This window comes from Clostridium sp., from assembly GCF_051656525.1.
In the GTDB taxonomy this organism is placed as follows: domain Bacteria; phylum Bacillota; class Clostridia; order Clostridiales; family Clostridiaceae; genus Clostridium.
This window is the reverse complement of record NZ_JBOGCC010000391.1, coordinates 1-20446: the sequence shown is the minus strand read 5'-3', so window position 1 is coordinate 20446 and position 20446 is coordinate 1. Positions and strand designations below refer to the sequence as shown.

Annotated in this window: 22 protein-coding genes and 1 other annotated feature; of the genes, 3 read left to right on the top strand and 19 right to left on the bottom strand. The window is 26.9% G+C overall.

Translation table 11 applies throughout. The features are described 5' to 3' along the window. Window position 1: 1 nt before the first annotated feature. Window positions 2-331, bottom strand: a complete 330-nt coding sequence (locus ACRDDY_RS19035; protein ID WP_438566485.1) for a hypothetical protein — start codon at window positions 329-331, stop codon at window positions 2-4. 335 nt (window positions 332-666) lie between these two features. Here ACRDDY_RS19035 and ACRDDY_RS19030 point away from each other — a divergent pair, with 335 nt between their 5' ends. Then, a complete protein-coding gene (locus ACRDDY_RS19030) occupies window positions 667-1074 on the top strand; it encodes a Fur family transcriptional regulator (protein WP_438566484.1) in 408 nt (135 codons plus the stop codon). 12 nt (window positions 1075-1086) lie between these two features. Here the strand turns inward: ACRDDY_RS19030 and ACRDDY_RS19025 are convergent, their stop codons facing one another. Further along, the gene (locus ACRDDY_RS19025; RefSeq protein WP_438566483.1) at window positions 1087-2304 is read right to left on the bottom strand and encodes a hypothetical protein; all 1218 of its coding nucleotides are present in this window, start codon (window positions 2302-2304) and stop codon (window positions 1087-1089) included. Between the two features lie 53 nt (window positions 2305-2357). Between ACRDDY_RS19025 and ACRDDY_RS19020 the strand changes: the two genes are divergently transcribed. After that, window positions 2358-3281: a hypothetical protein gene (locus ACRDDY_RS19020; protein ID WP_438566482.1), complete on the top strand. Its 924-nt coding sequence runs from the start codon at window positions 2358-2360 to the stop codon at window positions 3279-3281. Window positions 3282-3475: 194 nt separating this feature from the next. Here ACRDDY_RS19020 and ACRDDY_RS19015 read toward each other — a convergent pair whose 3' ends face one another. The 13 genes from ACRDDY_RS19015 to ACRDDY_RS18955 all read right to left on the bottom strand — a co-directional run bounded on the left by ACRDDY_RS19015 (window position 3476) and on the right by ACRDDY_RS18955 (window position 15635). Then, a complete protein-coding gene (locus ACRDDY_RS19015; RefSeq protein ID WP_438566481.1) occupies window positions 3476-4039 on the bottom strand; it encodes a hypothetical protein in 564 nt (187 codons plus the stop codon). Window positions 4040-4197: 158 nt separating this feature from the next. Continuing rightward, entirely contained in the window at window positions 4198-4455 is a 258-nt protein-coding gene (locus ACRDDY_RS19010; RefSeq protein WP_438566480.1) for a chorion class high-cysteine HCB protein 13, read from the bottom strand. Between the two features lie 24 nt (window positions 4456-4479). Next, window positions 4480-4869: a hypothetical protein gene (locus ACRDDY_RS19005; RefSeq protein WP_438566479.1), complete on the bottom strand. Its 390-nt coding sequence runs from the start codon at window positions 4867-4869 to the stop codon at window positions 4480-4482. Between the two features lie 117 nt (window positions 4870-4986). Beyond that, the gene (gene yihA, locus ACRDDY_RS19000; protein ID WP_438566478.1) at window positions 4987-5583 is read right to left on the bottom strand and encodes a ribosome biogenesis GTP-binding protein YihA/YsxC; all 597 of its coding nucleotides are present in this window, start codon (window positions 5581-5583) and stop codon (window positions 4987-4989) included. Further along, complete coding sequence (gene lon, locus ACRDDY_RS18995) at window positions 5583-7901, bottom strand: endopeptidase La (protein WP_438566477.1); 2319 nt, start codon at window positions 7899-7901, stop codon at window positions 5583-5585. The genes yihA and lon overlap by 1 nt, the downstream gene beginning before the upstream one ends. A 197-nt stretch (window positions 7902-8098) precedes the next feature. After that, window positions 8099-9373, bottom strand: coding sequence for an ATP-dependent Clp protease ATP-binding subunit ClpX (gene clpX / locus ACRDDY_RS18990; protein WP_438566476.1), 1275 nt, complete (start codon window positions 9371-9373; stop codon window positions 8099-8101). 28 nt (window positions 9374-9401) lie between these two features. Beyond that, window positions 9402-9989: an ATP-dependent Clp endopeptidase proteolytic subunit ClpP gene (gene clpP, locus ACRDDY_RS18985; protein ID WP_438566475.1), complete on the bottom strand. Its 588-nt coding sequence runs from the start codon at window positions 9987-9989 to the stop codon at window positions 9402-9404. Window positions 9990-10123: 134 nt separating this feature from the next. Continuing rightward, window positions 10124-11410, bottom strand: a complete 1287-nt coding sequence (gene tig, locus ACRDDY_RS18980) for a trigger factor (RefSeq protein ID WP_438566474.1) — start codon at window positions 11408-11410, stop codon at window positions 10124-10126. Window positions 11411-11515: 105 nt separating this feature from the next. Continuing rightward, window positions 11516-12325 carry a hypothetical protein gene (locus tag ACRDDY_RS18975; RefSeq protein WP_438566473.1) on the bottom strand — a complete coding sequence of 270 codons (810 nt, stop codon included), beginning with the start codon at window positions 12323-12325 and terminating at the stop codon, window positions 11516-11518. A 20-nt stretch (window positions 12326-12345) separates the two neighbouring features. Next, complete coding sequence (locus tag ACRDDY_RS18970; protein WP_438566472.1) at window positions 12346-12489, bottom strand: hypothetical protein; 144 nt, start codon at window positions 12487-12489, stop codon at window positions 12346-12348. Window positions 12490-12643: 154 nt separating this feature from the next. Then, window positions 12644-13915: a murein hydrolase activator EnvC family protein gene (locus ACRDDY_RS18965; protein ID WP_438566471.1), complete on the bottom strand. Its 1272-nt coding sequence runs from the start codon at window positions 13913-13915 to the stop codon at window positions 12644-12646. A gap of 23 nt (window positions 13916-13938) precedes the next feature. Beyond that, a complete protein-coding gene (locus tag ACRDDY_RS18960; protein ID WP_438566470.1) occupies window positions 13939-15180 on the bottom strand; it encodes a TcaA 3rd/4th domain-containing protein in 1242 nt (413 codons plus the stop codon). 113 nt (window positions 15181-15293) lie between these two features. Then, window positions 15294-15635, bottom strand: coding sequence for a hypothetical protein (locus tag ACRDDY_RS18955; RefSeq protein WP_438566469.1), 342 nt, complete (start codon window positions 15633-15635; stop codon window positions 15294-15296). Window positions 15636-15738: 103 nt separating this feature from the next. On the opposite strand from ACRDDY_RS18955, the gene ACRDDY_RS18950 reads away from it, so the two are divergent. Beyond that, entirely contained in the window at window positions 15739-16509 is a 771-nt protein-coding gene (locus tag ACRDDY_RS18950; RefSeq protein ID WP_438566468.1) for a histidinol-phosphatase HisJ family protein, read from the top strand. A 111-nt stretch (window positions 16510-16620) separates the two neighbouring features. Here the strand turns inward: ACRDDY_RS18950 and ACRDDY_RS18945 are convergent, their stop codons facing one another. From ACRDDY_RS18945 to cax, 4 genes are all read right to left on the bottom strand, one after another. Then, window positions 16621-16959 (bottom strand): hypothetical protein, encoded by a 339-nt coding sequence (locus ACRDDY_RS18945; protein WP_438566502.1) that lies wholly within the window; start codon window positions 16957-16959, stop codon window positions 16621-16623. Window positions 16960-17204: 245 nt separating this feature from the next. Beyond that, window positions 17205-17399 carry a hypothetical protein gene (locus tag ACRDDY_RS18940; RefSeq protein ID WP_438566467.1) on the bottom strand — a complete coding sequence of 65 codons (195 nt, stop codon included), beginning with the start codon at window positions 17397-17399 and terminating at the stop codon, window positions 17205-17207. Window positions 17400-17516: 117 nt separating this feature from the next. Then, the gene (locus tag ACRDDY_RS18935; protein ID WP_438566466.1) at window positions 17517-18707 is read right to left on the bottom strand and encodes an alanyl-tRNA editing protein; all 1191 of its coding nucleotides are present in this window, start codon (window positions 18705-18707) and stop codon (window positions 17517-17519) included. A 92-nt stretch (window positions 18708-18799) separates the two neighbouring features. Beyond that, window positions 18800-19861, bottom strand: a complete 1062-nt coding sequence (cax, locus tag ACRDDY_RS18930; RefSeq protein ID WP_438566465.1) for a calcium/proton exchanger — start codon at window positions 19859-19861, stop codon at window positions 18800-18802. Between the two features lie 267 nt (window positions 19862-20128). Then, window positions 20129-20345 (top strand) — a binding site (T-box leader). Window positions 20346-20446: the final 101 nt, after the last annotated feature.

Below are 20446 nucleotides of genomic sequence, written 5' to 3'. Positions count from 1 at the left end.
ATTATTTAAAAAAACCAATATTTTTTCCTACTGATAAATCTATTATTTCATTTTGGAACGCTTTCAATAAAGCTTTCTCTAAAACTCTTTCTTGATCAAAGTTCTCTATATCTTTGCATTCTGCAAAAACTTTATTTAATTCTCCATTTATATTTCTATAAGTTAATGTTACATTTGGTTTATCATATTCAACCTTAACAATTTTTATTCCCCAAGAAATTTGAGCAAAATCATCTTCTACTTCTAATTTTGTAAGATTCTTTAATCTAGCCTTTTCCTTTGTAGGATCATTCACAATAATTAATTTATCTCCAACTTTATATTTAGCCATAATTTGTTCCTCCTAATTTATCACATTATTGTCTTAATTTTAGCACCTTAAAATTCCATTTTCAACTAAACTTATCCATATTTTAGTTTTTTCATTATTTTTTAACATTTCAAAAAAAATAGAACAGTCTCCTGTTCTACAAAATAAAAATAAATAAACATGGAATTGTTATTTTTTTAACAACCTTGTTTTTATTTTAACATATTCTTTTGTGATTTTCAACTTTTATTTTCCAAATCTTCCTCTAAGTAATAATCTTTATTAATGAATAATAGTTGATTTTTTTTGATATCCGATATATAATAAATTCATACTAAATAAGGAGAACGGAAATTATGGAAAATATATCAGCAATATTTAAAGAAAAAAAATTAAAACTTACTCCACAGAGACTTGCAGTATATAAATATTTAATGAGTACATGCGAACATCCCTCTGCTGAAGTAATCTACAAAGCTATTCAACCTGAATATCCAACTATGAGTCTTGCAACTGTTTATAAAGCTTTAAAAACTTTGGTTGAAGTTGGATTAGTAAAAGAAATTAATGTTGGTGAAGGAAATTTTAGATATGATGGTAAATGTGAAACACATCCCCATATCCAATGCATAAAATGTGGAAGAGTAGATGATTTATCTAATGATGTTTTTAAAAATATCAATGATGATGCTACTAAAGTTTCAGATTATAAAGTTCTTTCAAATCAACTTTACTTCTATGGAATCTGTAAAGATTGTAAGTAAAAACAACGCTTCTTATGGCGTTGTTTTTTTTATTATCCTATTCCATTCTTCTCCATCATATTGTCCCCTCATAACCTTTTTTGCTTCCTCTGTTATATTTTCTACTCCTTCATTTGAAATTATATTAAAGAAAAATTTATTTATTTCACTATCACTATGTATTCCATCTGCCATCTTAGATTGTATACCTATTAACTCACTATCTCCCTTTTTATTCCCTGTAACTATTTTCTCACATTCTAAACTTTCTATTCCATTTGACTGAAGTAAAAATCTAAAAAATCTATCAATTTCATCTCTATTTTTATTTCCAATAGAACTAGCTATTATTATATCCATTCCAATTGGTGCATTGATACTTCTATTAGCTATATGTAATTTATTAATTAAAATTGTATCTATATCTGAATTAAATCTATCTGCTGATAATGTAGTCGTTAATATTGCTCCTATTTCTCCATTGTTAAACTTCTCAATTGCTTCTTCTCCTATATCTATAAAATTTTCTTCTCTAAAACTTCCTATTTTAAAGAAATAATTTAATTTTTTAAAAATTTCTTGCCCATTTTTTATTGAATATATTTTATTTTTTAATGAACTTGTTGTATTATTTCTCTTTATATCATAAATTATTGTATCATTAGCTATTAATGATATAAGTAATAACTCTTTTGTGTATTCACTTTTTATATATGAATGAATCTTAATTCCTTTTTCTTTTAATTTTAGTATAGCCTTAGATATATCATTTTTTTCAAAGGATAAATTTTTTTCATCACTAATTTTTTTATTAATTACTAACTCTAGTGAAAATGGCATTATACTTATCCCTTTATATATACCACGCTCTCGCCCGTAACTATTTGTCATTACAGAAAAGTTTTTTCTTGTTTCTTTTTCTTTATAAAGATATCCAATATCTCTTAAATAATCTTCATTTATAAATTCTAAAAATGAATATCCATCTAATAAAATGACATTTTGATCTTTGTTTTCACCAATATATTTTTTTATATCACCCTCCTCTTCTAATCCAATTATCTCTATGTCTCTATCTTCTAACCTCTTATATTTTTCTACTAATTTTTTTACTATTGAAATTTCTTTCACAGTATTTTTATTATAATAAATTTTAAACTCTTTTTCTTTTTTCAAGTTATAATTACAGCTACTTAAAGAAATAATAAGTATTATCAATATATTTATTAAACTTAATTTTTTATATCTCATAATTTATTCCCTTCACTTTCACCCTATATTTTATTTATTAAGGAGGATTATTTATGAAAACTTTAAACTATAAACATTTCAAAGTTTCTTTAATATTATTAGTATTATTTATAATTTTTACTCTTTTCTTTTTTACTTCTTTTGTATCTAGAACTGTTCCTGTCTTTATGAACTTTAATACTAATTTAAAGAAAAACTTAATTGACTTAACAGGTGATGGAGTAAAAGAAACCATAGAAATTATTCAAAGTAATGATTTTTATGATGTTAAGATTACCTCAAACTCATCTATCTTTCTATTAAGTTCATTAATAAGTGATAATAAGTTATGTTCTAGTGCAGAGGGTTCACCTTTCAAAGTTAGATTTGTAAATTTATCTAGAGATAGCAAACCTGAAATATTTATCCAAGGTATTAAAAACAATACTTTTATCAACTATATTTTTTCTTATAATAAAAATTTCGAACTTACTTTAAGTCACTCTAATAATATTTGTGGCATAATTAACTCTAATTTAGTAAAAACTCCTGAGTTAATATCCTTAAACTATTTCAAAAAAAAAGAAAATATAACATCTAATATGATTGTTAATAATAACTTATTAAATTCTACACATAAAGACATTAAAGTTCCTGGAATAGATAGTATAATTGCCCTTATTGACTACATTAATTTAGATGTTGAAATAGATACTCACCCTGATATTTTTATTGATTCTATTTCTCCGGCAGACTTATCTAATCTTTGGAAACTTAATAAGAATACATTTAATTATAGTTTTAACGGAGCTTTCTTTTTCGATTCAACCTTAGATGATAGAGGTAATATCGTAGAAGTAACATATATATTATCTTTCTCTAAAAAAAATATTAAAGATTCAACTATTCAACCATTTGATGTTGAAGTTAAACTAAATAAAAAACACTATAATGATTTACGCATTTCAGAAATGAGATTCTTCTCCCATTCAAACTAAATAAAACTTGATTCAGGTAAAATTTAATTTTGCTTGAATCACTTTACTTTAATTAACTCAAAATAAAAAGGCCGCAATTGCGGCCTAAAAGGGGGATGGGGGGGTAAACTATATTAAATACATAATATAGTATAAAAGATATATCTCTTTTACATTAATAGTATCCCCTTTTCTCTTTTTTATATTCATTTTTTTTAAAACTCACCAAAATTTCCACTAAGATATAATTGAATTATTTTATCAATAAATCTAACTCTTTCCTTATTCACTATTTTTCTCATTGCTAAAAGCATTTCTATGTTTGGATCATCATCCTCTATTTCTTCTATATTGCTATGTTTAACATTTTCTTTTTCATTTATTTTCTTATATATACTCTCTCGCTCTGCTTTAAAATCCCCAGTAGAATTGCCCATTAATTTATTTATTAATACATCTGCATCTAACTTATCATTTCCTCTTTCTTCTCTAATGTTTGTATTTCCTTTATTCTCAAAATCATTCATCTTATTATTAAAGTTATTATTTGGAACATTCATATTATTATATTGATTATTGTTTAACATACTATTCATATTATCCATATTAATCCCATTCTGTCCTAACATCTGTATCATACTCATAAGTTGATTTTGATCAATATTTCCAAATAAAGAATTTAAATTATTAAAATCCATTCCAAATGGATTATTATTCATCATTTGCCCTTCATTATAAAAATTAGTTTCTTTATTTCTATGTTTTTTTCTACTTCCCATATCATTCTCCTTAATCTATTTCCTTTTTTCTATACTATATGTATCTAATGTCTATAAGTTGATATTTTTTTGGAGGGCTATATTATTATACAGCCCTCCAACAACTATCAATTATATTTAATTGATTAATTTGCTTAAATTATTATTAAATGCATTTCTTAGCAGAATCCGTTACCAAATCCTCCGTTTCCACCACATCCCATTAATAATATTAATAATAACCAGATATTATTATCTCCACAATTATCATCACAGCCACATCCGCCACCGAATCCATTGTTTCCACATAATCCTAATAAAAGAATTAACCAGATAATATTATTGTTTCCATATCCTCCATATCCATAGTTCATTCCATTTCCACATGGATTACAAGGCATTACTACTGTATTATTACATCCACATTTTTTTGACATATTAATTTCCTCCTTTATTCATTATTAGCATTTACAGCTATTTCCATTCCCACAACCAAATCCATTATTTCCACATAATCCTAATAATAAAATCAACCAAATTATATTATTATTATATCCAGGATCTCTTGGCATTACATTATACTCTGGATAGTAAACTGTTTGTTTTACTTTTTTGAATTTTGGTTTTTCGCAGCAGCAACAACAACTATTGCATCCACATCCACATCCGTGATTTACAGAAGTTCCACATCCTCCATTAAATCCATTACCACCAGCTAATAAAAGTAATAATATTAACCAAGTGTTATTGTTGCAATTATTATTGCAATTATTATGATGATGATTAGTGTTACATCCTTTATCATCACAATCTGAGCCATTAAATCCATTTAAGATATCATTAATTTCCATAAACAAATACCTCCTTATTTTTTTATTTTTTTCTTTGTTTATACTATATACTATGACCTTTCCTAATTTTTGACACTAAAATAAAAAAAGATAAGGGAAATTTTTTCCCTTATCCTCTTAATCTAAATCTGTTGCAAATTCTAAAAATAATTTATCTATAAGCTCATCTTTTCCTTTTTTATTTAAAGATGAGAAAAAGTATAATTTATCTTCTTTTCCTAATTCCAACGTTTGTCTTATTAACTTTTCACTTTTTCTTAAATCATTATTAGATAATTTATCACTTTTTGTAGCTACTACAACTACATCATATCCATAGTGCTTTATCCAATCATGCATCATTATATCATCACCAGTTGGTTTATGTCTTGAATCAACTAAAAGTACAACTCTCTTTAATTCATCCCTTCCTGCTAAATAGTCCTCTATAGTTTTTCCCCAACTCTCTTTTTCTACTTTAGAAACTTTAGCATATCCATACCCTGGTAAGTCAACTAAATAAAAATCATTATTGATTAAAAAGAAATTTATAAGTTTTGTTTTTCCTGGTGTTTGACTTACTTTAGCTAATTTTTTTCTATTTGTAAGTGCATTTATTATTGAACTTTTTCCTACATTTGATCTTCCCACAAAAGCAATTTCTACTCTTTCATCTATTGGATATTGTGGTTTTCTTACTGCTGATATTATAAACTCAGACTGTTTTATTCTCATTATTTTTTCACTCCAATTACTGCATTCTCTACGACTGTATCAACTTGACTTGCAGTTATTATTTTTAATGTATTTTTAATACTCTCTGGTATCTTTTCTATATCTTTCTCATTTTCCTTAGGAATTATAATAGTATCTATTCCAAATCGTGATGCAGCTAAAGCTTTTTCTTTAAGTCCACCAATTGGAAGTACCCTCCCTGTTAAAGTTACTTCACCAGTCATAGCAACATTATGCTTTACTTTTTTTCCAGTAAGTGCAGATATAATAGCTGTTACCATTGTAACTCCGGCTGATGGTCCATCTTTTGGAACTGCTCCCTCAGGTGCATGGATATGAATATCTTTCTTCTTGTAAAAGTCTTTCTCTATTCCATATTTTTCTGCATTTGCACGAACATACGTAAATGCTGCTTTTGCTGATTCTTGCATTACTTCACCTAATTTACCTGTAAGCTCTAATTTTCCTGTTCCATCCATAACAACAACCTCTACAGGTAATGTATCCCCACCATATGCTGTCCATGCCATTCCTGTAACAACACCTATCTTATCTTCTATATCCATTTTATCTAATGAAAATATTCTCTTACCTAATAAATTAATTACTTTTTTATCATTTATAATTATAGATTTTTTATCATTTTTTATCATTTCAGTTAATGCTTTTCTTACTAAAGAACCAATAACTCTATTTAATCCTCTAACTCCTGATTCTCTTGTATATCCATCTATAACTACTTTTAATGCTTCATCTGAAACTTTAATACTCTTACTACTCAAATTATGTTCTTTTATCTGCTTAGGTAAAAGATACTTCTTAGCGATATTAAATTTTTCTTCATAAGTATATCCTGATACCTCAAGAATTTCCATTCTATCTAAAAGTGGTCTTGGAACAGTATCTAAACTATTTGCTGTTGCAATAAATAGTGTCTTCGATAAATTAATAGGCATTTCTATATAATTATCTCTAAAAGTGTTATTTTGCTCTGAATCTAAGACCTCTAAAAGAGCATCTGATGGCTCTCCTTTATAGCTTGAACTTATTTTATCTATTTCATCTAAAAGTATAACTGGATTCATACTTTTTGCTGTTTTAAGTGCACTTACTATTCTTCCTGGCATAGCACCTACATAAGTTCTTCTGTGACCTCTAATTTCTGATTCATCTCTCATTCCACCTAAAGCAATTCTTGCATATTCTCTATTCATTGACTCCGCAATAGATTTTACTATTGATGTTTTCCCAACCCCTGGTGGTCCTACTAAACATAAAATAGGTCCTTTCATATCTCCACTAATTTTTTTAACTGCTAAAAATTCTATTATTCTTTCTTTTACGTCTTCTAAACCAAAATGATCTCTATTTATAATTTCTTCAGCTCTTTTTATATCTACAACTTCTTCTGTAGTCTTTTCCCATGGAATATCCAATACCCATTCAATATATGTTCTTATTACATTTGCTTCAGAGCTATTTGATCCTACTGCTTTTAATCTTTTAATTTCATGCAATACTTTTTCTTTTACTTCTGATGGAAGTTCTCTTTCAACAAGTGATTCTTCAATCTTCTCAATATCAGTCTCTTCTTCATCTCCAAGTTCTTCTTGAATAGCCTTTATTTGTTCTCTTAAGAAATATTCTTTTTGATCTTTATCTATTTTACTTTTTACATTTGTTGTTATTTTCTTTTGAATTTTAAGTATCTCAATTTCTTCTTCTAATATAACCAATAATCTCTTTACTTTTTTCTTTATATCAGATTCCTCAAGCATTTTCACCCTATCGGACTCTCTTGCTATTGCTATTCCTGATATCATATCTACTAGTCTATTTAAATCCTCATCTAATTCTATTCCTCTTATAAGCTCTGGATTATTATCGCCTATAATCTTCATATATGTTATAAAAGATTTTTTTATACTTCTTAAACTTGCTTCTAACAAGTCCTTATCTTCTTCTTTTACTACTTCTTCAATTCTCTCTATTTCTGCTTCTAAGTAATCTTTTTTATTTTTAAATTTTACTATTTTAGCTTTTTCCATACCTTCAACTAAAACTCTAGAAATACCATTTGGTAATTTTACTATCTGTTTTATGTTTGCTATAGTCCCTATTTTGCCTATATCACTTTTCTTAGGATTTTCAACTTCAATATTTTTTTGTGGTACTAAAAAAATCTCTCCGCCATTTGCCATAGCTAATTCTATAGCACCCTTAGATTTTTCTCTTCCTACTTCAAAGTGAATAATCATATTAGGAAAAATTGTTAACCCTCTAAGAGGAATTAAAGGAAGTACAATATTTTTCTCCATTTTTCTCTTCCTCCAAACTTTTATATTATACCTATTTAGTATAACATAAGTCTATCATTTTTCAATAATTAGCCCTTATTCTAAAATACTCTATCTTTTTAGATACATATTATATTTGCTTTCATTTATAGAGTATTTTCTATAATAACTATCTATCAACAAAAAACTCATCTTTGAAATTCAAAGATGAGTTTTTATTATTCTTCTATTTTAGCTTCTTCTAAAAGCTTTTTGCTACTATCTTCTCTAATTAACTCTGGCTCTTCTTTAGATGTTATACATTCTTTATTAATTATAACCTCTTTTACTGAATCATCAGATGGAACAGTAAACATTATATCCATCATAACTTCTTCAATTATAGCTCTAAGTCCTCTAGCTCCTGTTTTTCTCTTAATTGCTTCTTTTGCAATTTCTTCTAGCGATTCATCACTGAATATTAGATTAACATTATCTAATTCAAATAACTTCTTATATTGTTTTACAAGAGCATTTTTAGGTTCACATAATATTTTAACTAATGCATCTTCATCTAAGTTTTCAAGAGTTACTATTATAGGAAGTCTTCCTACAAACTCTGGGATTAATCCAAACTTTAATAAATCTCCTGGCATTATATCTTTTAATAAAACACCTAGATCTTTTTCTTGTTTAGATTGGATGTTAGCTCCAAATCCTATACCACTCTTTTCAGTTCTTTTCTCTATAATTTTATCAATTCCATCAAAAGCACCACCACAAATAAATAAAATATTTGTAGTATTTATTTGTAATAACTCCTGATGTGGATGTTTTCTTCCACCTTGTGGAGGTACTGAAGCTACTGTTCCTTCAAGAATTTTTAATAACGCTTGTTGAACTCCTTCACCTGAAACATCTCTTGTTATAGATGGATTTTCAGATTTTCTAGTTATCTTATCTATCTCATCTATATATATAATACCTTTCTCAGCCTTCTCAATATCATAATCTGCATTTTGTATAAGCTTTAAAAGAATATTTTCAACATCTTCACCAACATACCCTGCCTCAGTTAATGTTGTTGCATCTGCCATTGCAAATGGAACGTTTAATACTTTTGCTAATGTTTGTGCTAAAAGTGTTTTACCTGAACCTGTTGGTCCTAGTAATAATACGTTACTTTTTTGTAACTCTACATCTCCAGCTTCCTTTCCTTTAGCATTTACTCTTTTATAGTGATTATATACTGCTACAGATAAAGATTTTTTAGCATTATCTTGACCTACTACATAATCATCTAAATGGTTTTTTATTTCTGCCGGTTTTGGTAATTTATCTAAAACAACGTCTTCTTTTTTCTCTATAATTTCTTCTTCTATAATCTCTGAACATAACTCAATACATTCATCACATATATATACTCCCGGCCCTGCAATAAGTCTTTTTACTTGATCTTGACTTTTACCACAGAAAGAACACTTTAGTTGCTTTTTATCTTCATATTTCGCCATAAACTCACCTCACTAAAGTAGACTATTCTTATATTTCATTTTTTTGAATTACTTTATCAATTAATCCATACTCCATTGCTTCATCAGCTTCTAAGAAATAATCTCTTTCAACATCAACATTTATTTTTTCTAAAGGTTGCCCTGTATTTTCACTTAAAATTTTGTTTAATTTTTCTTTTATTCTTATAATTCTTCTTGCATGTATATCTATATCTGTTGCCTGCCCTTGGAATCCTCCTAAAGGTTGATGAATCATAATCTCTGCATTAGGAAGAGCAAATCTCTTTCCTTTTTGTCCTGATGTCAATAAGAATGCTCCCATTGAAGCAGCCATGCCTATACATATAGTACATACATGTGGCTTTATATAATTCATTGTATCATATATTGCCATTCCTGAAGTAATTGATCCTCCTGGACTATTTATATAAATATAGATGTCCTTATCTGGATCTTCACTTTCTAAAAATAAAAGTTGTGCTACAACTAAATTTGAAGTCACATCATTTATTTCTCCATTTATCATTATTATTCTATCTTTCAATAATCTTGAAAAGATATCATAACTTCTTTCACCTCTATTTGTTTGTTCTACAACCATTGGTACTAAACTCATACTTTTCCCCTCCTTAAAATGTAACATTTATTAGTATTAACAAAATTTCCTTTTATTAATCTAATCTTTCATTAATTTTATTTCAAATAATTGCCAGAAAAAATTCTTCTTCTGGCAATCATTAATACTACATATTATTTACAATTGTTTTCTAATAATTCAATTACTTTTACAACAACTAATTCTTTTTCAATCATTGCACCTTGAGTAGCAGCTAACATTTTTGACATTTCTTCAGCTTTATCTTCTGAAGTATACATTTTAGCTAATTCTAATGCTTTAGCATTTATATCTTCTTCAGTAGCTTTTATGTCTTCTGCTTTAGCTATAGCTTCTATTACTAATTCACCTTTAACTTTTTTCTCTGCATTTTCTTTCATGTATGCTCTCATTTTAGCAGTATCGTTCCCTGTGAATTCCATGTATTGCTCAAGACTTAATCCTTGATATTGTAATCTATTTTCTAAATCTTTTACCATAGCATCGATTTCTTTTTCAACCATTACTTCTGGTATTTCTATTTTAGAATTTTCTATTACAGCACTTACTAATGCATCTTCAAATTCTCTTTTAGCTTTTTCTTCATTAGCAGCTACTAATTTTTCTCTCATATCTGCTTTTAAAGCTTCTAAACTATCAAATTCTGATACTTCTTTTGCTAATTCATCATCAATTGCTGGTAATTCTTTAACTTTTATTTCTTTTACTGTTACTTCGAATTTAGCTTCTTGTCCGTTTAAATCTTCTTTTCCATAGTTTTCTGGGAAAGTAACTACAACGTCTTTGCTATCTCCAGCTTTCATTCCTACTAATTGCTCTTCAAAGTTTCCTATAAATGATCCTGATCCTATTTCTAATGGATAATCGTGTCCTTCTCCTCCATCAAAAGCAGTTTCTCCAATGAATCCTTTGAAGTCTATAACAGCTATATCACCATTTTCAACAGTTCCGTCTTCTTTAACAGAAACTCTTGCATTTTTTTCTTGCATAGCTTTTATTTGATTGTCTATTTCTTCTTCTGAAACTTCATATACAGGTTTTTTAACATCTAAACCTTTATATTCTCCTAATTCTATTTCAGGATATACAGTTACTGTTGCTGTATAAACTAAATCTTTTCCTTCTCCAACTTCTACTACATCAATTGATGGGAAGTCTACTGGTCTTATGTTATTTTCATCTAATATTTTTGGATATGTTTCATTTATTACTGTATTTACAGCATCATCAAAAAGAACTTCTAGTCCATAGAACTTCTTGATCATTGCCATAGACACCTTTCCTTTTCTAAATCCTGGAATATTAAATTTACTTTTATTTTTATTGAATGCTTTATTTAAAGCAGCAGTAAATTTTTCTGCCTCTACTCTCACTTCAAATTTTACAACGTTAGCTTCTATTTTTTCCATTTTAGCTTCCATTTTTTATTCCTCCTAAAATAGTTCTTATTCACTTTATTTAACTAGGCTATTATAACATAGTTTAACAACTATTATCAAACCTTTATTGTTACTTCCTTCCTAATTTTACTCTTTAGAAAGGTTTCCCTTATTATCTAAATTATATTCATTATTTCCAATTTTGACTTTTACAGTTCCTTTGCCATTAGAATTTCCTATTATCTCTGTTTCTGGTGATGCACTTTTGTATATTGCTTTATAAGTATTATTTTCTATATTATATACCCAAATATATTTATTTTTCGCTGATGCCCCAAAATAAGGTAGATTACTAACATATGCAATATTACTATCATCTATAAATACTGGATTTACACCCCAAATATAATTCACTCCACTATCTTTTTCTTTTTTCATCATAGTTTCTTTTGGAAATTTGCTTCCTTTACTTGAAACATACTCTTCTTTAGTTATGTTTTTAACGCTTCCACTTACATTTATTAAAAACATATTTTGATTTTTATCTAATATAACCATTTCTTTTTTATTTGGTGATATAGAACTATAGTATCCTTTATCTTCGATACCATTAAATATTAAATTTCCATTGGTATCAGTTATTTTCACTTTAATATTTTCATTATTTAAAAGTTTAAATTCTTTAATTTGTTGTTTTGATATATTATTCACCGGTTTATCTTCTTTCACAGGTGTCTTTTTGTCAGCTTCTGTTTGCTTTTCAGCTGGAACAGTTTCATTATTTACCCATGCTTGAAGACTATTTATAATTTGGTTAAAATCCATATCTTTTAGCTTAAACTGATAAAACAAACCTAATGAAACAGCTAATAACACAACTATAACTAATACAACTTTTAATCTTCTTTGTTTCATTTTTTTCTCATAATCTTTACTAAATATACTTGGTTTAGCCAAACTTCATACCTCCCAAATTCTTATTTTCCTTTTTTACATTTACATGCACATACTTTTATTCCTAACATCTTTTTTTCTTCATCTGTTAGTTTTGCTTCATTTTCTGTATATGCTTCGTATTCTTCTGAGTCTTTTAAATGTGTCTTTTTATCTAAATGTATCATATTTTTCTCTCCTTCAGTATGTTAACCTTTATTTTACCATATATGTATTTTTTTAAAAATATATTTCATTATTTAACTTAATCTTTCTCTAAATAAAAGTAACATATAACTAGATTAAAATTCAAGTATAATCTAGCTATATGTTATATAAATATTAGCTTATATAATTCATTGGATTTGTATGTCTTCCATTAACTCTTACTTCAAAATGTAGATGTGGCCCTGTACTTTGCCCTGTACTTCCTACTTTCGCAACAGCTTGTCCTTTACTAACTTTTTGTCCACTTGACACAAGATTTTGACTTGCATGTGCATATAACGTTTGTACACCGCCTCCATGATCTATAACTACTGTATTTCCATATCCACTCATGACTCCTGAGAAAACGACTGTTCCACTATTTGCTGCAACAGTTGTTGCTCCATAAGGTGCTGCAAAATCTGTTCCTGTATGAAATCCATTTTTATCACCTGTTACAGGATGAACTCTTGGTCCATATTGACTTGATATACCATAGCTACTTGGCCTCATAAATCCACTTGAAGATGGTGCTGCTCCTCCCTGATTACCAATTTGATCAAATATCCCATCAATCTCCTTTTGAAGTTCTTTATTAAAATCAACTAAGTCTCCAATTTCCTTTTCAATTCTTTCTTCTCTATTCTCCATATTATTTATAATACTTCTCTTTTCATTTTCTATGGCTTCTAGCCCATCTACTTCAGCTTTCCATTTATTTCTTTCAACTTCTGCTTCCGTTTTTAATTTTTCTTGCTCTATTTTACTACTTTCCACTACTTTTTTATCATTTTCTATTTTTACTTTATTTTCTTCTAAACTTTTCTTTTCTTTATCAAGTTCTTCTGCTAATAATTTTATTTCTGTAATAAGTTCTTGATCTGTTTTTATAATTTTATCTATGTTAAATATAGTTGAAATAAGTTCCCCTACTGACTGACTTGAGAAAACCATATGTATGAATTGGGCATTCATATCCATTTTATAATAACTGCTTAATCTTTCTCCAAGTATTTCTTCTCTAACCTTTTTTTCTTCTTCATTTTCTTTTATTTTAACTTCTGTTGTTTCTATTGTATTTTGTGTTTCTATAATTTTATTTTGTAAAGATTGTATTTCACTATCTATCTTATTTATTTTATTTGTATATTCATCAACAATTCTTTGGTGTTTATCTAAACTTTTAGTTTTTATATCAACTTCTTTCATTATTTCAGAAAGTCTTTCCATCTCACTTTTCTTTTTCTCTTCTATTTCTTTCTTTTCTTCTTCTAAATTATTTATTTTATTTTTATTTTGATTAATTTGATTTTGTGACTTTGTACTAGCATGTGCTACTACATCCCCTATTAACGGTGTTGCCATTACAGCTATTAATATCATTGCACAAATTTTCTTTTTACTCATATGCCCCCCTTAAATTTTCAATGCTATAAAGAAAAATTCTCTATATCGCTTATTATCCATTTCCCATCCTTAAATGTAACTTTCGTAAAAAATTTCTTATTTTCTTTTGATGTTTGAATTCCTATAATCCCAAATATATCCTTACTAATTATATAATCTATATCACATACTATACTTCCTATATAATTACCATCTTTATATTCAAAATGACTTTTTTCTTTATCTATAACAACTTCTTTTAGACTATATTTATTCTTTAAAAAAATATAATTTTTTTCTAATATACTATAAACCTTATTTTTAGTTTCAACCGTTGATTTTATTTCTTCTTTATTTCCATTTGTTAACGCTAAAAATACACTTTCATAAAACTCATTTATACTTTTTCCTACTTTAATCCATAGTTCATCATTTGCCATATCTAATGTTAGCTTTATATCAGTACTATTTTTAACCACTACTTCTGACCCCTTAATTTTCCCCCATGGAAATTCTTTTTCTATACTAATTAAAACACTTCCATCCATTGGGATTGGTCCAACATTTTTAAATTCATTTACTGTTTTATTAGATGAAATTCCATTTATTAATACTACTGCATCCTTATGCTCCGATTTAACTGTAATATTATCACCCTTTAATTCTAAGTTTATATTTGTGTTATCTAAAACAGATATTTCTCCTGTCTCTTTTATTATTCCATATTTTGTATCTACAAGTGCTACAAGACTATATTCACCTGGAATTACTCCTGATATTACAGTTCCTTCTTCTATCTTTTTTCCATCTAATTTTATATCTGTATTTTGTAAGTTTGAAGTTACTTTTAAATCAAAAGTTTTTAAATTTACATAATAATTTTCCCCTAAAAATGTTTTTTCTCTCTTTATGTCCATCATTTTTGATTTTCCTTCAGATACTAATTTAATAAACTCAGGAATATTATTACTTCTCTCTAAAAAATATTTACTAAATGGCTCTAATTCTTTTTTACTTACTTTATTACCATTTACTTTTATAATCTTATCTAATTTATTAATATTTCCAATTTTTAATGCTACTTCTAATTCTTCGACTACTTCTTGTCTGTTATTTTTAGGTGTTCCAATTAAATATCCCATAAAAAGAAAGGATATAAATGTTATAGAAACTATTATTTTTTTATGATTTTTCCATATATATAATAATCTATCCTTATTAATATTTTTAAAATCAAATTCCCACTTTTCCCCTTTTTTTCTATCAGAATCTGTACTTTTTCTCATTTTACACACACCCTTTATAAATATAATATACATTTTTTTCATAAAAAATCAATACAATTAATATTTTATTCATAATTTTGTTTTTATAAAAAAAGGATAGATTTTAGTCTACCCTACTCTAATATATCAATTAACCAACTTCCACAATCACAGCATTTAAATACTCTTATAACAAAAAGATCTAATTTATTTTCAGCTAATACATTTCTATATTTATCTGCCTCTTCTTTTGTTATAAACTCATCATTTTCATCAATATATCCATGTATTTGAACAATATAATTATCTCTACTTTTGTTACAACATTCATTATCATCTGCTGTTTGTATTTTTTCATAATCTAGTTCACTGCTAAATTCCTTAATTAACTCTATTATATCTTCATACTCTTCAATATTATCTAAAAAATTTTCCTCTGAGAAACTTAAATCTTTGATTTTAAATAGTTCTTTCATGACTATTCCTCCATATATATTATAGTTTATTTTTACATAATCTATACATATAATACTATGCTATAATATAAAAAAGCAATTTTTATTTAAGGAGGGCAACCCTATGATTTTTGATACTCATATTCATACAAAACTTTCTTCTGATAGCGAAATGCAAATATCTGATATTGTAAAAAGAAGTAAAGAACTTAATATAGGTGTTATTTTAACCGATCATCTTGATTTAAATTATCATAATAAAAATGAATTCCGTGTTGATTTAGATAATTTTTTTAAGCTTTATGAAAAATATAGAAATTCTAATCTTCTTTTAGGTATTGAAATTGGACTTGGTACCAGTATTCTTAAAGAAAATATTAGAATTTCAAAATTGTATCCATTTGATTTTATAATCGGTTCAGTTCACGCAGTTGATGATGAAGATATTTATTATACTTACTCACAAAAAGGTTTGTCTAAAAAAGATTATTTCGAAAATTATTTTAAATCTGCAATTAATTATATTTCTGAATTTGATAATTTTGATTCATTAGGTCATATTGATTATCCTTGTAGATATTGTAACTTTGATAATAATAATTTCACTATTGTAGAACACGGTGATTATCTAAAAAAACTTTTCACTATTCTTATTTCTAAAAATAAAGCTTTAGAAATAAATACTAGAAGATTAAATATTCCTGAAGTATATAGGTCCACAGTTGAAATATATTCTTTATATAAAGAATATGGTGGAAACTTTGTAACTCTTGGTTCAGATGCACATACTCCTGATGCTATTTCTACAAACTTTGATATAGCTCTAACCTTATGTAAAGATCTGAACCTTACACCTGTATATTTTAAAAATCGTCAAATGATATACATGAAATAAAAAAGACTGCTTAACAGTCTTTTTTATTACCTTCCTATACCACTTCCTCTCCATCTCCTACAGTTTTTTTATTACTAGTTTCTCCATTTTTATTTGTATTGTAGAGATAATTTACCTATAGCACTTGCACCTATATTTTTTACCTTTAAGATACAATTTCCAATTTTTTCTGAGTAAATTGGATGTTCTATCAAAAACTTTAAATATTTCTAATCCTAAATTGAATGTTACCCTTTTAATTTCGCCACTCTCTATCTCTCCTATAACTATTTTGCTAACATCTGTTGTATCAATAAATACACTATTTATTTTTACACTCCCATCAATTAACCTTATTCCTGAACCTAATATATCTCTAACTCTAAAGTTTGTTCCTATTGTATTTCCTATGTTTTCAACTATTATTATATAATCTATATCACCTCCTAAAGATACTTCAGTATCTCCTATTTTTTTATTGTCATATATGCTTTAATAAGTGTTGTAATTACCATATTACTTTTCTCCGTAAAATTATTCCATATGATTTTTTTAAAGTCTTTCCTTTCTCCATTGGACCATCATAGGTTCTAATAGCTTGCCAACATTCTCTTCCTATAACATATCCTTCAATTAAAGATCTCACTGTATCATCAAATATTAATGGCTTTATCTCACCACATTCTATTACATCTGTAAAAATTCCATACTACATTTTAGGAATCATAATACTTTGAGCAATTGCTGACTCTGGTAGTTTTTTCTTTTACATATACATGCATACAGCTACTGTCCATTTCAAATCCATTCATGATTTTCTTTCCAAGACCTATTGCTACAATATTTTCCAATGTAAACATTCTTATATAATCATTTTTACATATATCACAGATAAACTCTTCTAGATTCATATTTACTCTCCATATAAGTTTTCCTTTTTCATCTTATCCACAATGACTTTACTTTGCTAATTTATCTATATACAAAACTAAAAGCTTAAGTAAATTTTACCCAAGCTTTTAAAATTTTTATTTTTTAATTTTACTTAATGCATACTCCAACATATTTTCTACATTATTATTGTTTTTTCCTCCACCTTGTGCTAGAGTCTTGCTTCCTCCACCACGGCCATCTAATAATGTAATCGCATCTTTTAAAAGATTTCCCATATGAATATCTACATCTTTTGATGCTGAAAATATAACATTTACTTTTTCATCATTTGTTATTCCCACTAATGAAATTGTATTTTCTAAAGTACTTATCTTTTCTATCATTTTACTTATTTTTTTAACATCTTCTTTATCATAAACCTTTTTAAATACTTTAATTCCATTAACTTCTTCGCAATTTTGAACTATTTCTTTAACCTTCATATTACTATTTTCATCTAAAAGAGCCTTATTTTCTTTATTTAAAGATTTTATTTCTTCTTTTAAGTTTTCTATGCCTTTTACTACTTCATTTTCACTACAACTTAAATACTCACATACTTTTTTAGAAAATATATCTCTTTTAAGTGAATCCTCTATTGCTCTTTTTCCTGCTAAGTATTCTATCCTTGTATTTCCTTTATGACCTTCTGATCTCTTTAACTTTATACACATAAGCTCTATTGTACTTGATGGATGAATTCCACAACATGCATTTATATCTAAGTCATCAATTCTAACTATTCTAATTTTTTCATTAGTTTTTGGTAAATCACGTCTAAGGTTCATCTTTTTTAATTCTCTTTTATCAGGAAAAATAAACTCCACCTTTAAATTTTTAAATATATTTAAATTTGCAAATTCTTCTGCTTCTCTTATTTCTTCTTCTGTAACTTTTCCTACTATATCTATAGTATTAATTTCTTCTCCTAAATGAATTCCTGCTGTATTTTTATTAAATAACTTATAAAAGCATCCTGATAAAAGATGTTGTGCTAAATGTTGTTGCATATAATCAAATCTATGCTCCCAATCAATTTCACATTTTAATCTATGCTTTTTTAAAATATTCTTTTCTACTACATGATAAACTACATCATTTTCTTCATAAAGGTCTACAACTTCAATTCCTTCAATAGTTCCCTTATCTTTTGGTTGCCCACCACCACCTGGGAAAAATGCTGTTTTATCTAAAGAAATATGATATTTTCCATCTTTCTCTTTTATCTCTTCTACTTCTGCTATAAATTCTTTTATATAATTATCTTCATAATATAATTTTTTCAAAAAAATCACGTCCTTATCTTCTTTATTTCCTTAGTATACCAAAATAATAAGTCCTTACACAAAAATTTTGCATAAGGACTTTTTTTCTTTAGCTAAACAATGAAAAATGCTGCTGCTATAATTAAATAAACCGCTAAAAGTTGTACCCCTTCAAGCCAATTTGATTCTCCATCACTTGCTACTCTATTACCAATTAGAACTGCAACAATAAGCGCTACTAATTCAAATGGATTAAATATTATACTCATTGGCGTAAATAATAAACTTAAAAAAATTAAAATTGGTGCAACAAATAAAATTATTTGAAGACTTGAACCAAGTGCAATTTCTACTGCTACATCCATTTTATTTTTCATAGCCATAACTACCGCTGTACTATGTTCAGCTGCATTTCCTATTATAGGAATAATTATTATACCTACAAAGAATTCACTTAACCCCAAAGATTTTGTTAAAGGTTCTACACCTGAAACTAATAATTCTGATTCAATTGCTATAAGAACTGTTGCTACTGCTAAAACCAATATTGATTTTTTCATACTCCAACCTTTTTCACATTCTTTTTCCTTTTCATCACATTTACTCTCTTCAACGGCATAAATATCTTTATGTGTAAAAAATGAAAAAACTAAACTTAATATGTAAATTATAAACATAATAACTGCAACAAATATACTTAATCCTTCATATCTTGTATTAAGTAAGCTTTTATCTACAGTATGTGTAAATATCGCCGGTATAGTTAATCCAATTACTGCAAATAGTAACATACTTGAACTAACTTCAATTACCTTCTTATTAAATTTTTGATTTTTATGTTTTAATCCACCTGCAAGCATACTAGCTCCAAGTACAAGAAGAATATTTCCTATAACAGACCCTGCTATAGATGATTTTACTACCTCAAATAAGCCACTTTTAAGTGCAAAAAAAGATATTATAAGTTCTGTTGCATTTCCAAATGTTGCATTTAAAAATCCCCCAAGCTTGGGTCCTGTAAAATGTGCAATCCCTTCTGTTGCTTCTCCCATAAGTCCTGCTAATGGAACTATAGCTAATGCAGATAAGAAAAATACTATTACTGGATTAACTCCTATAAAGTGAGCTACTATACTTACTGGTATAAAAATCAAGAGTAATCTTAATATTTTCATTATTTTCCCTCTTTCTCTATTAATTTTCTTTTTTATATTACAATAATTTTATTAACATTCTTTAAACTAATTTCATATTTTCTTTTTTCACTTATTAGCCATACTACCTAGATATTATCTCTTCTATTTTGACAGCGTCACTATTTATTATTTATTTATATCTTTTTTTTATTCTCATATTTGTATTTTTTCTTGTTGACTATTATTTTTTAGGGATATATAATAAATTCATGCAATTATAAATTGTATGTATGTAAGAGTAATAAATTAAAGACATTGATAAGAAGAAGTAGAAGTATCTAAGCTTTACAGAAAGTTGCCGGGTGATGAGAGGCACATAGTTATTTACTTTGAATACATCTTGGAGTTATACATTGAAAGCTTTTAGTTATTAGATGTTATCGGATAAGCTCGTTAAAGCTATTAAGGTTATATATTTTATAACGAATTAAGGTGGTACCACGTGAATAATCTCGTCCTTTTATTAGGAGGGGCTTTTTTTATACCCTTTTTTAAGAAATCTTTATATAATAGTTAATCTTATATTAACTCACCTAAACTTTGCATATTAAATTTAGCAAAACA

Bases quoted from the DNA above. Each gene is read 5' to 3' on its own strand.
- ACRDDY_RS19035 (WP_438566485.1), bottom strand. From the start codon at position 331: ATGGCTAAATATAAAGTTGGAGATAAATTAATTATTGTGAATGATCCT.
- ACRDDY_RS18965 (WP_438566471.1), bottom strand. From the start codon at position 13,915: ATGAGTAAAAAGAAAATTTGTGCAATGATATTAATAGCTGTAATGGCA.
- ACRDDY_RS18970 (WP_438566472.1), bottom strand. From the start codon at position 12,489: ATGATACATTTAGATAAAAAGACACATTTAAAAGACTCAGAAGAATAC.
- ACRDDY_RS18940 (WP_438566467.1), bottom strand. From the start codon at position 17,399: ATGAATCTAGAAGAGTTTATCTGTGATATATGTAAAAATGATTATATA.
- clpP (WP_438566475.1), bottom strand. From the start codon at position 9,989: ATGAGTTTAGTACCAATGGTTGTAGAACAAACAAATAGAGGTGAAAGA.
- ACRDDY_RS19015 (WP_438566481.1), bottom strand. From the start codon at position 4,039: ATGGGAAGTAGAAAAAAACATAGAAATAAAGAAACTAATTTTTATAAT.
- ACRDDY_RS18950 (WP_438566468.1), top strand. From the start codon at position 15,739: ATGATTTTTGATACTCATATTCATACAAAACTTTCTTCTGATAGCGAA.
- yihA (WP_438566478.1), bottom strand. From the start codon at position 5,583: ATGAGAATAAAACAGTCTGAGTTTATAATATCAGCAGTAAGAAAACCA.
- ACRDDY_RS19025 (WP_438566483.1), bottom strand. From the start codon at position 2,304: ATGAGATATAAAAAATTAAGTTTAATAAATATATTGATAATACTTATT.
- ACRDDY_RS19005 (WP_438566479.1), bottom strand. From the start codon at position 4,869: ATGGAAATTAATGATATCTTAAATGGATTTAATGGCTCAGATTGTGAT.
- ACRDDY_RS19020 (WP_438566482.1), top strand. From the start codon at position 2,358: ATGAAAACTTTAAACTATAAACATTTCAAAGTTTCTTTAATATTATTA.
- lon (WP_438566477.1), bottom strand. From the start codon at position 7,901: ATGGAGAAAAATATTGTACTTCCTTTAATTCCTCTTAGAGGGTTAACA.
- ACRDDY_RS18960 (WP_438566470.1), bottom strand. From the start codon at position 15,180: ATGAGAAAAAGTACAGATTCTGATAGAAAAAAAGGGGAAAAGTGGGAA.
- tig (WP_438566474.1), bottom strand. From the start codon at position 11,410: ATGGAAGCTAAAATGGAAAAAATAGAAGCTAACGTTGTAAAATTTGAA.
- ACRDDY_RS18955 (WP_438566469.1), bottom strand. From the start codon at position 15,635: ATGAAAGAACTATTTAAAATCAAAGATTTAAGTTTCTCAGAGGAAAAT.
- ACRDDY_RS19010 (WP_438566480.1), bottom strand. From the start codon at position 4,455: ATGTCAAAAAAATGTGGATGTAATAATACAGTAGTAATGCCTTGTAAT.
- cax (WP_438566465.1), bottom strand. From the start codon at position 19,861: ATGAAAATATTAAGATTACTCTTGATTTTTATACCAGTAAGTATAGTA.
- ACRDDY_RS19030 (WP_438566484.1), top strand. From the start codon at position 667: ATGGAAAATATATCAGCAATATTTAAAGAAAAAAAATTAAAACTTACT.
- clpX (WP_438566476.1), bottom strand. From the start codon at position 9,373: ATGGCGAAATATGAAGATAAAAAGCAACTAAAGTGTTCTTTCTGTGGT.